Raw genomic sequence first — 13,310 nt, 5'->3', positions numbered from 1 at the left:
TTTAAATTTTGTTTTTTTTATTCCCGTGAAGTCGAGAATCTATATGATTATACTTTCTGTTAGTTTTTTTGATTCCCACTTTGTGGGAATGACAAAGAATAATTATACGATTGCTAAAATGTCGCTTTCACGCATCATTAAGTAATCTTTTCCTTCTAATTTTAATTCGGTACCGGCATACTTTCCATAAAGTACGGAATCACCAATTTTTACGGTGATGCTTTCATCTTTGGTTCCTGGGCCTACGGCAACAACTTTACCTTTTTGCGGTTTCTCTTTTGCCGTATCTGGTATGATAATGCCAGATGCAGTTTTGGTTTCAGCTTGCATAGGTTCTATTAGAACTCTATCTGCCAATGGTTTAATGTTAACTTTAGCCATTTTATTAAATTTTTAGGTATTAATTTTATGTTGAATGCTTTGTAATTGACAGAAATTATGCCAACGCATAAAAACTGACAATATGTTAAAATAAAAATGCCAGCTTGTCACTAAGCTGGCATTTTTTTATTTCTCTATAGCTGAACTTTATTGAAGGGTATCCGAAGGATTTGTTCCACTTGATGTTGGAACTGCCTCTGGAACTTCTTCCGGTACTGTTTCTGGCACCGTAGCTTCAATATCATCACCTTGTAACAGCTTTGAATCTGCCTGAGTATAATTTCCTTTTAATGCCACATTAGATAAAAGAATAAGAACAATTAATAACGCTGATAAAGTCCAAGTACTTCTATCCAAAAAGTCCCCTGTCTTTTTTACACCACCAGCTATTTGTGTTCCACCACCTCCGAAGGAAGATGACAATCCACCACCTTTTGGGTTCTGCACCATAATCACCAATACTAGAAGTAAACAAACGGCGATAATTAGAATTAAAAATATGCTAAACGTACTCATACTATCGATCTTTATTTTTCTGCAAATTCTTGACTCTCCGAATTTGGTCTGCAAAGAAACCACTTTTTTCCGGATATTTCAAACTCAAAATCTTGAAGGCCTGAATGGCTTTTTTATACTTTTTCTGTTCTAAATAAACCTTTGCCAAAGTCTCTGTCATCAACTGGTTTTTATCGATTTTTATCGATTCTTCTATATCGACCTTGGTTTCTAATGCCGCTGTTGGAATTATCTTAGGTTTACTCTCTATAAACTTGTCTAAAAGCTCGAATTTTTTCTTTTTTTCAAGTGTATTTTCTTCCCGTTGAATCGGTTTTGGAGACGCAATCTGCAACCATTCACCAAAAGAATGCTTTTCAGTTTTAGTAAAAGGGAGGGGTTTACCCAATTGTAAACTTTCTTCTGCCTCCTCAATTTTTTGATTGTCAACAGGTTCTTCTTTTTTAGACTCGAATAGTGCAGGGTCTAATATTTGCTCTGCATCTTTGATATTTTGTGGTAAAGGACTTTTTTCTTCTGATTCTCCTAGAAAAACTTCGGTCTCCGGATTAGGAATGATCTCTTCGGATATGGTTTCTTTTTCTTCGAGCTTTTGGGTTCTTCCTAAAATACTATCGGCGATACCGTTCTGGGTAAATTCCTTCGAAGTAATGTAGTCAAAAAGTACTTCTCTATCTGCCGTGTGTGCAGCAGTAATTTTTAAAGCGTTGTTGTATTTGTAACTGTCCAGATTTTTAAGTCCTTTTAAATGTAATGCCCGTGCGGCTTGAAAATAAGGATATTCTTCTAAAATATCTTCTAACTCCCTTGTTTGCTTTGGAGAAAGAATAGTGTCTGATTTTTGAAGAATATGTATAAAATCTGAAACGTTCATAGTATAATTACCAATCCGCTAAGGACTTATTAAAAATATCTTGTGTGATTCGTTCAAAAAGCTCTTCGTGGGCCTCACTTTTTACGGATTCTAATAACGAAGTGCCGGGGAAATCATAAAAAAATGAAAAACGTTGTTCAAAATCGGAGTCTTCTTTGGTTTTGTTGTAAAAACGAACATTTACGGTCATGGTAAGTCTGTTCTGAGCTGCGGTTTGATTCGCTGTTGCCGTCATTGGCGAGACACGATATTCAACAATTTCTCCTTCATATAAAAGGTCGCCATTGTTATTGGTTAAGTTAAGACTGGTCAAAGTGGTAATAACATCTTGCAAAGCATTGGTAAAATCTCGGTCCAGTCCTGGTTCTATAGTAGAACCTGGGCTTTGGTCAGCAAAATTCTGAAAAAAGCTTACCTGAAAACTCTCTGCGGTACCGGTGCTAGCACCAGAAAAATTATAAAACCCACAACCGTTAAAAAGCACTGTTGCGATAATCGCCAATAAGCTTAAAATATTTCTTTTCATTTTTCTGTATTCTCGATTTGGCTACAAATCATATTGCTTTATTTTTCGGTACAAGGTTCGTTCCGAAATACCAAGCTCTGCAGCTGCGGCCTTTCTTTTTCCTCTATTACGCTCCAAAGATTTTTTAATGAGTTCAATTTCCTTTTCTTGTAAAGATAGGGTTTCTTCTTCCTGAATTTCCTCTGCAAAATGATAACGGTCTTCTTGAACAGGAGTATTTTGAAGTCCATTTTCAATAATAGGTTCTGGCAAATGTAATACTTCGGTCAGCGTGTCTTCCTCATCTCGTATTTCATCATCTTTACTGCCATAAATTTTGCGAATAAGGGTTTCATTCTCTTCTTGTACTTTTTCAGAATCATTGTTCTTTAAAAGTTCTAAGGTCAATTTTTTAAGGTCGGTCAAATCGCCTTTCATATCAAAGAGCACCTTATATAAGATTTCCCTTTCGTTGCTAAAATCGCTCTCCTTTTTTTGAGACCCGACAACCGCTGGCAAGTTGCTCGCATTCGAATTTGGCAAATAGCCATGCAGGGTATTGGCCGTAACCACTCTCTTTTCTTCGAGAACGGATACCTGCTCTGCAATATTACGCAACTGTCTAATGTTGCCCGGCCATCTGTACTTTAGAAGCAGATTAATAGCATTGTCTTCTAAGCGGATAGTGGGCATTTTATACTTCTGCCCAAAGTCAGAGGCAAATTTTCTAAACAATAAATGAATATCGTCTTGACGCTCGCGTAGAGGAGGAATATTAATTTCAACAGTGCTAAGCCTATAATAAAGGTCTTCCCTAAACTTTTCTTTTTTGATAGCCTCGAACATATTGACGTTTGTGGCTGCAACAATACGAACATCGGTTTTTTGTACTTGTGAAGAACCGACTTTAAGAAATTCCCCATTTTCTAAAACACGTAGTAAACGAACCTGCGTAGTTAATGGTAATTCGCCTACTTCATCTAGAAAAATGGTACCTCCGTCAGCTACTTCAAAGTAGCCGCTACGTGTTTGCGTTGCCCCGGTAAAGGCGCCTTTTTCATGTCCGAAAAGTTCACTGTCTATAGTTCCTTCAGGAATAGCACCGCAGTTAACCGCTATATATTTTGCATGCTTTCGATGTGAAAGCGAGTGTATGATTTTCGGAATGGCCTCTTTACCAACCCCACTTTCACCGGTCACCAAGACTGAAATATCCGTTGGCGCCACTTGAATCGATTTTTCGATAGCCCGATTCAGTTTTACATCATTGCCAATGATTTCAAAACGCTGTTTAATGGATTGTATACCTTCCATACTAATTGTTCTTTGAATAACCGACTGCCTCGCCTATTAAAGTAGCGGAGGTGCAATCGTAACTTTTTACGTTTACAAACTCCCCAATCTTGTAATTTTCTTTTGGAAAAACCACAACCGTATTTTGCGAATTTCTACCCATCCAATGCGCGTCTGACTTTTTAGAGGGTCCTTCAATTAAAACTTCTTGTACCTTACCTACATGTTGTTGCGTTCGGTATAAAGAAGATTTTCGCTGTACTTCGATAACTTCTGCCAATCTTCTTTTCTTGGTTTCTAACGGAACATCATCTTCTAATTTTCTTGCGGCCAAGGTTCCAGGCCTTTCTGAATATGCGAACATAAACCCGTAATCGTATTTTACATACTCCATTAAAGATAAGGTGTCTTTATGGTCTTCTTCGGTCTCTGTAGGAAAGCCTGTAATCATATCTTGGCTAATAGCGCAATCTGGTATTAGCTCGCGAATATTATCTATAAGCTCAAAATATTCTTCTCTGGTATGCAAGCGGTTCATCGCTTTTAGAATACGATTGCTTCCACTTTGCACCGGTAGATGAACATAGTTGCAAATATTTTCAAACTTCGCCATGACACGTATTACATCGAGCGTCATATCTTGCGGATTGGAAGTGGAAAAACGAATACGTATTTTAGGTTGGGCCAATGCTGTAAGTTCTAAAAGTTTGGCAAAATCAACAGCGCTTGCTTTTTGAATTTCAGAGGCCTTATCGTAGTCTTTCTTTAATCCTCCACCATACCATAAATAGCTATCTACATTTTGACCGAGTAGTGTAATCTCTTTAAATCCTTTGTCCCATAAATCGTTTACCTCTTCCAAAATGGACTGAGGGTCTCTACTACGCTCCCTTCCTCTGGTAAACGGAACTACACAAAACGTGCACATGTTGTCGCAACCTCTGGTTATAGATACAAATGCGGTTACCCCATTGGAATTTAATCTGACAGGAGCAACATCGCCATACGTTTCATCCTTAGAAAGAATAACATTAACAGCGTTTTTTCCTTCATCAATTTCTTGGATAAGGTTGGGCAAGTCTTTATAAGCATCGGGGCCAACCACCATATCCACAATTTTTTCTTCCTCCAGAAACTTATCTTTTAAACGCTCGGCCATGCAGCCCAAAACCCCAACTTTCATATTTGGGTTTATTTTTTTGACCGCATTAAACTTTTCTAAACGCTTGCGAACGGTTAGCTCGGCTTTTTCTCGAATAGAACAGGTGTTTACTAAAACTAAATCGGCCTCACTAAGTTCTTGAGTAGTATTAAAACCTTCTTTGGCCAAAATGGAAGCTACGATTTCACTATCAGAAAAATTCATCTGACACCCGTAACTTTCTATATAGAGTTTACGTGTATTTTTTTCGTTGATTTCCAGCGTTAGGGTTGCTCCCTGTACACTTTCATCAATCTTTTTCTCTATTCCTTCGTTAGGATTCATCATACATCATTTGCGTCTGCAAAGATAATGCATAATGCATATTGATGACAATATGACAGTTAAATTTTAAGTATACCTTTATAAAATATAACCAACCAAGATTTTAATTAAAGAATGAATGTCTTAAAAGCCTTTTTTCGTAAGAAGCGAAATACCCCAAAACAAAAAGATCAAACAGAATTCAAAGAGACTAGTGCAGGTAAAATAATGCGCGATATTTATTTGAACAAAAAATGGGGAGGTAAAAAGCATGATTTTTATTCAGGTTTCGGCTCACATTCAAGAAAAGTAGTGAAACCATATGTTAAGGCAATACGCCGTTTTTTCGATTCTCATCAAAATAAGTTTGTTGTTTGTGATATTGGCTGTGGAGATTTTAACGTAGGCTCACAGCTTGTGAACTTTACTAGTGCGTATAAAGCTGTTGATGTGGTAGATGAGCTTATAGTTCGAAATAGAAATTTGTACAAAAATGAAAAACTAACTTTTGATTGTGTTGATATTATTAAGGATAAGCTTCCTGAAGGCGATTGTGTTTTGATTAGGCAGGTATTACAGCACTTATCAAATGATGACATCGAAAAGGTATTGCCAAAACTTCAAAAATTTAAATACGCAGTTGTTACAGAACACCTACCTAAAAAAGAGTTTACTGCCAATATGGATAAAAGTACAGGTGCAAGTATTCGTCTTTCAAGGGGTAGCGGGGTTGTTCTTCATAAGCCCCCATTTAACCTAAAAGCAAAAAAGAATACAGAGCTCGTCAGGAAATATTATAACAAGGGGGTTATTGTGAGCACCTTGTACGAGTTTTAAAATTTTATGTGTTCGCAACGCAACTTTGTTTAATCTTTTTCATCATTAATTTAAAATTACTATCCAAAAATTAAACAAGTATGAAAAAGAATCCAGTATTTATCGTTTTATTCTTTCTACTCAGTTTTGTTGCTTGCAATGATTCTGATGATTTGCTCCCAGGCTACAGCGAATATATAATCGCCACTCCTTTGACTACCGATTTAATCACTTTTAAAGAAGAGGCCGTTGAGGTTACGGACCCAATTGATATTGTGCAGTCTGGTAAAATATATGCGTACAAAAACTACATTTTTGTGAATGATATAGGTAGAGGGGTCCATGTGTTGGATAATACCAATCCAGAGGCACCACAAAAAATTCGATTCATAAAACTAGAAGGTAATCAAGATATTTCGATAAAAAATGACCGTTTATATGGTGATAGTTATGGCGATTTGGTTGTAATGGATATTTCTGACATGAATAATATTGGAAATATAAAACGTCTAGAAAATGCTATTTACCAACAATTTTGGTGTACTGTTGGCTTTGATGTTGACTGGCCTACGGCCGATGCCTATGATTACAGTGATTTAGATGCAAACCGCGAAGCCATTGTAGGGTGGGAGACCAAAAAAGTAATCATGTCCGAAAAGGAATTCAATGAAAAATATGGCTATACTTTTGCCGAAGACAGCGCTTTAAGTAATTCGGACGCTTCACCAAGTTCAGATTCTGGGCAAGGGGGTTCTTTGGCACGTTTTAGAATTGTAGGCGATTATTTGTATGCGGTAGAATGGTCAAGCATCAATGTTTTTGATATTTCAGACCTTGATGCTCCAGAGGTATTGGATGAAGTTTATACAAGTGGAGGAATTGAAACCATTTTCAATCAAGGTGATTTATTGTTTTTAGGAGGAAATAGGGGAATGTATATATACGACATTTCAAATCCAGCTACTCCAACATTTGTTTCAGATTTTGAACATGGTACCGCGTGCGATCCAGTAGTGGTAGATGGTAATTATGCATATGTGACCCTTCGTGGGGGTAATTTCTGCGGTGCTACTGAAAGCGGACTTTATGTCATTGACATATCTAATATTGAAAACCCTGAACTTAAAGTCATATATCCTATGGATGAGCCTTATGGGCTAGGTACTAAAAATGATAAGTTGTTTATATGTGATGGGTCTTCTGGGCTAAAGGTATACGATAAATCCAATGTGCCTGATCTACCTCAGTTAAACCATTTTAAGGATATTGTCACTTATGACGTTATTCCTATGCAAGAACAGTTGCTTATGATAGGTGACGGTGTGCTCTATCAATATAGGTATTTAGACAATGATATTCAGCTCATAAGTCAATTACAACTCAATTAGAATTACGACTGATTAAAGTAAATATCCCGTTTTTAACGGGATATTTTTTTGCGCAGAAATTTTAATAAAAATCTGAAATCAAAAAATTGATATACTTTTGTTACCTCAAAACCTATTGAATGCCAAAGAACTTAGTTATTGTTGAGTCCCCTGCAAAGGCAAAAACCATCGAAAAATTTTTAGGAAAAGACTTTCAGGTAGAATCCAGTTTTGGCCATATTGCCGATTTACCATCTAAAGAATTAGGAGTAGATGTAGACAATAATTTCGAACCTAAATATATAGTCGACAAGGATAAAAAGGCTTTGGTCAAAAAGTTGAAAGACTTGGCCAAAAAAGCTGACACCATATGGCTCGCAAGTGATGAAGACCGAGAGGGAGAAGCGATATCATGGCATTTGGCAGAAGAACTTGGTCTGGAGAAAAGTAAGACCAGAAGAATTGTTTTTAATTCTATTACCAAATCTGCAATACAAAAAGCAATTGAAAATCCAAGAGAGATTAATTACAACTTGGTCAATGCCCAACAAGCACGAAGGGTTTTAGATCGATTGGTAGGTTATCAATTATCTCCGGTATTATGGAAAAAAATCAAGCCGGGACTCTCTGCAGGAAGGGTGCAATCAGTCGCGGTGCGTTTGATAGTTGAACGCGAAAGAGAGATTGAAGGCTTTACTCCCGAAGCTTCTTATCGAATAAAGGCAGCTTTTAAAACAGAAAGCGGAAAAGTTTTTGAAGCAAAACTGAGCAAGGCCTTTTCATCAAAGGAAAAAGCCGAAGCTTTTCTTCAAGAAAATATTGGAGCTGATTTTTCGGTGGCTAAATTAGATAAGAAGCCTGCTAAAAAATCTCCTGCAGCTCCGTTCACCACATCCACATTGCAACAAGAGGCCTCTCGAAAGTTATACTTTTCCGTTGGCCGTACCATGCAAGTGGCGCAACGTTTGTACGAGGCAGGTTTGATTACCTACATGCGTACCGATAGTGTGAACCTTTCAAAAGAGGCATTGGATGCTGCCAAGGAAGCCATTACTTCGAATTATGGTAAAGAATATAGTGAAGTAAGAAATTATACAGGTAAATCTAAAGGTGCTCAAGAAGCACATGAGGCCATACGCCCAACCGATATGAAATTGCAGTCTCCGTCTTTGGAGCGTGATCAGTCCAAATTATATGAATTAATTTGGAAACGGACTTTAGCATCTCAAATGAGCGATGCGCAGTTAGAGCGAACTAATGTTAGAATAAGTGCAAATAAACATCAAGAAGAGTTTACTGCCAATGGCGAAGTGGTGAAGTTTGATGGATTCTTAAAAGTTTATCTAGAAGGAAGTGATGATGAAGATGCTGAAGAACAAGAAGGTATGTTACCTGCAATGAAGGTTAATGAAACCTTATTGAATGAATATATTTCTGCTACAGAGCGCTTTACAAGACCACCTTATCGATATACGGAAGCATCTCTTGTGAAAAAACTTGAAGAGCTAGGTATTGGTCGTCCTTCTACATATGCGCCAACGATTTCTACGATATTAAATCGTGGTTATGTTGAAAAAGGAACGATAGAAGGTGTTGAGCGCAAATACACTCAGTTAATTTTAGAAGAAGGTACGGTCAATGAAAAGAACCTTACCGAAACAATAGGTTCCGATAAGGGTAAAATGGTGCCAACAGATATCGGAATGATTGTAAATGACTTTCTGGTAAGTCATTTCACCAATATTCTAGATTATAATTTTACAGCAAAGGTTGAAGAAGATTTTGATGAAATTGCCACTGGTGATGAAGACTGGCAGAAAGTAATGAAGTCCTTCTACAAAGACTTTCATCCAACCGTATTGGATGTTGAAGAGAACGCAGAACGAGCAAGTGGAGAACGTATTTTAGGCGAAGATCCAAAGACAGGTAAACCATTGCTAGTTCGCTTAGGTCGTTTTGGGCCTATGGCGCAAATTGGTGATGCAGAAGATGAAGAAAAAAGGTTTGCCAGCTTATTGCCCGACCAATCGATAACCACAATTACGTTCGATGAAGCCCTTACACTTTTTGAACTTCCAAGAAAGCTAGGCGTTTATGAAGGTGAAGAGGTTGAGGCCAATGTTGGTCGTTATGGTCCTTATGTAAAATTTGGCAAGAAATTTATTTCCCTTGAAAAAGGGGAAAGCGCATTTGAGGTAGATATGGATAGGGCGATTGAGTTGATAAAGGCAAAACAACTTGCTGATGCCCCTATTGCTCATTATGAAGATGAGGAAGTTACCAAAGGGGTAGGAAGATTTGGTCCTTTTATTAAATGGAACGGGTTATTTATAAATGTAAACAAGAAGTACGATTACGATAATTTGACAAAGGATGATATTGTTGAATTAATTGAAGCCAAAAAACAAAAAGAGATAGAAAAGCTAATTCAAGAATGGCCCGAAGAAGGTATTCGAATTGAAAAGGCTAGATGGGGAAGGCATAACATTTTAAAAGGAAAGGTAAAAGTAGAACTTTCGAAAGATGTGGATGCGACTAAAATTTCTTTAGAAGAAGCTAAGGCATTAATTGAAAAGAAAGCCCCGAAGAAAAAAACAAGAGCAAAAGCGAAGACCAAAGCAAAAAAGTAAGTATAACACCCCAAGCAATTTATTATGGCATTTGATTTTTTGGTTCCCGTCAAAGATAAGGTCTTGGCGTTTTCCGAATTTTTACCCCCGCAAGCCTTAGGAAAAAGTATTTACAAGCATACAGAGAAAAAAGGATTGCCCGTTTTTGCGAACGCTACGGTTGCAATTTTTGGTGTATTAGAGTCAAGAAATGCTTTTGAAAAGAAAACCGAAAAACTCGATGTAGATGCCATCCGCATTCAGCTTTATAGATTAATGACAGGTAACTGGAATTCAACAATTATCGATATTGGTGATGTTGAAGAAGGTAATAAGGTCGAGGATACTTATTTTGTTGTTAAAGAAATTGTTGCAGGTCTCTTAGAAGAAAACATCATACCTATTGTAATAGGTGCTACTCAAGATATTACTTTTCCGACGTACCGAGCTTTCGATGGCATTAAAGATATGATCAATATGGTTGCAATAGATAGCCGTTTTGATTTTGGTGAGGATGATGAACTGATTTCTTCACATTCTTATATGAGCAAAATAATTACGGATAAACCCAATAACCTTTATAATTTTTCTAATGTAGGCTATCAAAGTTATTTTAATGCCCAAGAAGAGATAGATTTAATGGAGCGCTTATTTTTTGATGCTTACCGTTTGGGAGATATCGCTTCCAATATTCAATTGGCAGAACCGGTATTGCGTAACGCACATTTGGTAAGTCTAGACGCCCGTGCTATTCGAGCAAGTGAAATGGGCTTATCAACAGGGTTTTCGCCTAACGGATTTACGGGGCGAGAGATTTGTGCCATAGCACGATATGCCGGTATAAGCGATAATGTATCACTCTTTGGTATTTATGAAATAGAAAATTCTAATTTATCATTTCAATTAGTGGCCCAAATTATCTGGTACTTTATTGAGGGCTTAAGTTATCGTATAAGAGAAGTACCAAGCTCTAACAGTGACGATTTTACAAAGTTTACAGTACCAACAGATTCAGATGAGCTCGTTTTCTTCAAGAGCCATCTTACCCAAAGATGGTGGGTAGAAGTGCCTTCTATTTTACCTGAACATACTAAAACGAATTCACCTGCGTTATTACCTTGCGCCGAGCAGGACTATTTGGATGCTTGCAACCAAAACATTCCTGAAAGGTGGTTCAAGGCCTATAAAAAGGGCTTTAACTAAACAAATTATTTTTAAGTATAAATTGTATTTACACAATAATTTATTCAAAAAATAGTTTTAGTGAATAGTGAATTTGTGTTTACAGTTTGTAATCTTAAATCGAAAAATTTAACCTAAAGTATGAGAAAGCTATTGTTGTCATCTATAGCACTTGTTTTTTTATTGACCAGTTGTGGTTCAAAATCAAGATCAAAAGGTGAATTGGTAGGCGTCCAGGGTAAGAAATGGTATCCTGAGAAACCGTATGGAATGGAACTTATCCCTCGTGGCTCATTTATAATGGGAAAAGCGGAAGAGGATCAAGCCAAAGTTCAAAATGCTCCGACACGAACTGTAACTGTTCGTTCATTTTATATGGATGATACAGAAATAACAAACAGTGAATATCGTCAGTTTGTAGAATGGGTAAAAGATTCCATTACTAGAACGAAATTGGCAATTCTTGCTGATCAGTTAGGTATAGGCCCAGAAGATGAAGGTATAGGTGAGTATGCATTTAAAGATGCCGATACCACGAAAATGTCCGCGTATGATAAATATATGTTAGATAACTATGCTGGTCTTGGAGATACCGGTTATGAAGGTAGAGCCTTAAATAAAGAAGTAGACCTTATCTGGGATAGAGAAGATTATCCAGATGAATATTACACAGAAATCATGGTAGATTCTATTTATTTACCTGATGAAGAGACCTATAATGGTCAGCGTAGCGTTGATGTTACCAAATTAAAGTACAAGTACAATTGGATGGATATCGAAGCTGCGGCCAGAGCAAAAGCTGGTAGCAGAAAAGACTTTATCCGTCAAGAAGAATTAGGTATTTATCCTGATACAACAGTGTGGATTAGAGATTTTTCATACTCGTACAACGAACCTATGCACAACGATTACTTCTGGCACGATGCATACAGCGAATATCCTGTTGTAGGGGTGAGCTGGCAACAAGCAAAAGCTTTCTGTAATTGGAGAACAAAGTTCAAAAACGATGATCAAAAAAGTCGTGGTAAGCAATTTGTAAATCAGTTCAGATTGCCAACGGAAGCCGAATGGGAGTACGCCGCTAGAGGCGGAATAGAAGGTGGAACATATCCTTGGGGTGGTCCTTACGTTATAAGTGATACAGGTTGCTTCATGGCAAACTTTAAACCACAACGTGGAGATTATGCTGCCGATGCTGCTTTATATACAGTAGAAGCAAAATCATACGAGCCAAATGATTATAACCTTTATAATATGGCTGGTAATGTATCGGAGTGGACAAACTCAAGTTATGACCCGGGAGCATATGAATATGTTTCAACTATGAACCCAAATGCAGGTTCTGGTCAAAACAAAAGAAAAGTTATCAGAGGAGGTTCATGGAAAGATGTTGCTTATTTCTTGCAAGTAAGTACAAGAGACTATGAATATCAAGACTCAGCAAGAAGTTACATCGGCTTCAGAACCGTACAAGATTATATGGGTGAAGAAGATTCAACAAAAGGAAATAACGGATTATAAAACAATTAAGAGAGAACATTATATAAACCTAGTAACCAAATACTTATTTATATACACTTAATTTAAAATTAAAATTATGGCACAGTCAAAATCAACAAAAAAGCTGTTTAACATGGCCTACGGGCTTGGAGCATCGATTGTAATTATCGGAGCATTGTTTAAAATTCTACACTGGGAATTTGGATTTCTTAACGGAGGTTTATTACTAGCGGTAGGTCTTATTACAGAAGCATTAATTTTTGCCATTAGTGCATTCGAACCAATTGATGACGAATACGATTGGTCTTTAGTATACCCAGAATTGGCAGGTGCTACTTCTACGGGTAAAAAGAATGAAAAAGCTCAAATGAAAGAAGCAGAGGCTTCTTTATCTGCTAAGCTGGATAACTTATTAAAAGAAGCTGGTGTAGATGCTAACCTAATGGAAAGTCTAGGGGAAAGCATTAGAAATTTTGAAGGTGCTGCCAAAGGTATTGCCCCAACAACAGATGCAATGGAATCTACACGTAAGTATTCTGAAGAGATGGTGCATGCTGCCGCTCAAATGGAATCTTTGAACAGTCTTTATAAAGTACAGTTAGAAAGTGCGAGCAAGCAAGCTTCTGTTAATGAAGAAGTAGTTCAGAATGCAAGTGCGCTTAAAGAACAAATGGCATCTTTATCATCTAACCTTTCTTCATTGAACGGTGTTTATGGTGGTATGTTATCTGCAATGTCTAAGAACTAATTAGAGATTTAATTCAAATCCAAACCCAATTATTAATTAAATCTAATTAGAAAA

General features: G+C 37.1%; 12 protein-coding genes. 6 read left to right on the top strand and 6 right to left on the bottom strand.

The window, feature by feature from the left end; translation table 11 throughout:
• Positions 1–102 precede the first annotated feature (102 nt).
• From ACFSQJ_RS05355 to miaB, 6 genes are all read right to left on the bottom strand, one after another.
• A complete protein-coding gene (locus ACFSQJ_RS05355; protein ID WP_377765920.1) occupies positions 103–381 on the bottom strand; it encodes a co-chaperone GroES in 279 nt (92 codons plus the stop codon).
• A gap of 147 nt (positions 382–528) precedes the next feature.
• Positions 529–897, bottom strand: a complete 369-nt coding sequence (gene secG / locus ACFSQJ_RS05350; RefSeq protein ID WP_377765919.1) for a preprotein translocase subunit SecG — start codon at positions 895–897, stop codon at positions 529–531.
• 1 nt (position 898) lies between these two features.
• The gene (locus ACFSQJ_RS05345; RefSeq protein WP_377765918.1) at positions 899–1,771 is read right to left on the bottom strand and encodes a hypothetical protein; all 873 of its coding nucleotides are present in this window, start codon (positions 1,769–1,771) and stop codon (positions 899–901) included.
• Positions 1,772–1,778: 7 nt separating this feature from the next.
• Positions 1,779–2,297, bottom strand: coding sequence for an LPS assembly lipoprotein LptE (gene lptE, locus ACFSQJ_RS05340; protein ID WP_377765917.1), 519 nt, complete (start codon positions 2,295–2,297; stop codon positions 1,779–1,781).
• 21 nt (positions 2,298–2,318) lie between these two features.
• Positions 2,319–3,590, bottom strand: coding sequence for a sigma-54 interaction domain-containing protein (locus tag ACFSQJ_RS05335; RefSeq protein ID WP_377765916.1), 1,272 nt, complete (start codon positions 3,588–3,590; stop codon positions 2,319–2,321).
• Position 3,591: 1 nt separating this feature from the next.
• Positions 3,592–5,037 (bottom strand): tRNA (N6-isopentenyl adenosine(37)-C2)-methylthiotransferase MiaB, encoded by a 1,446-nt coding sequence (gene miaB / locus ACFSQJ_RS05330; RefSeq protein WP_377766245.1) that lies wholly within the window; start codon positions 5,035–5,037, stop codon positions 3,592–3,594.
• A gap of 132 nt (positions 5,038–5,169) precedes the next feature.
• Between miaB and ACFSQJ_RS05325 the strand changes: the two genes are divergently transcribed.
• The 6 genes from ACFSQJ_RS05325 to porL all read left to right on the top strand — a co-directional run bounded on the left by ACFSQJ_RS05325 (position 5,170) and on the right by porL (position 13,256).
• Positions 5,170–5,871, top strand: a complete 702-nt coding sequence (locus ACFSQJ_RS05325) for a class I SAM-dependent methyltransferase (RefSeq protein ID WP_377765915.1) — start codon at positions 5,170–5,172, stop codon at positions 5,869–5,871.
• Between the two features lie 80 nt (positions 5,872–5,951).
• Positions 5,952–7,238 carry an LVIVD repeat-containing protein gene (locus ACFSQJ_RS05320; protein WP_377765914.1) on the top strand — a complete coding sequence of 429 codons (1,287 nt, stop codon included), beginning with the start codon at positions 5,952–5,954 and terminating at the stop codon, positions 7,236–7,238.
• Positions 7,239–7,357: 119 nt separating this feature from the next.
• Positions 7,358–9,847, top strand: a complete 2,490-nt coding sequence (topA, locus tag ACFSQJ_RS05315; RefSeq protein ID WP_377765913.1) for a type I DNA topoisomerase — start codon at positions 7,358–7,360, stop codon at positions 9,845–9,847.
• Between the two features lie 24 nt (positions 9,848–9,871).
• Positions 9,872–11,029, top strand: coding sequence for a formimidoylglutamase (locus ACFSQJ_RS05310; protein WP_377765912.1), 1,158 nt, complete (start codon positions 9,872–9,874; stop codon positions 11,027–11,029).
• 120 nt (positions 11,030–11,149) lie between these two features.
• Complete coding sequence (gene porK, locus ACFSQJ_RS05305; RefSeq protein ID WP_377765911.1) at positions 11,150–12,529, top strand: T9SS ring complex lipoprotein PorK/GldK; 1,380 nt, start codon at positions 11,150–11,152, stop codon at positions 12,527–12,529.
• Between the two features lie 76 nt (positions 12,530–12,605).
• Positions 12,606–13,256: a type IX secretion system motor protein PorL/GldL gene (gene porL, locus ACFSQJ_RS05300; protein WP_377765910.1), complete on the top strand. Its 651-nt coding sequence runs from the start codon at positions 12,606–12,608 to the stop codon at positions 13,254–13,256.
• Positions 13,257–13,310: the final 54 nt, after the last annotated feature.

The sequence above is a fragment of the Croceitalea marina genome (genome assembly GCF_042684265.1).
Lineage (GTDB): Bacteria > Bacteroidota > Bacteroidia > Flavobacteriales > Flavobacteriaceae > Croceitalea > Croceitalea marina.
This window is presented reverse-complemented; position numbering and strand designations above follow the sequence as displayed.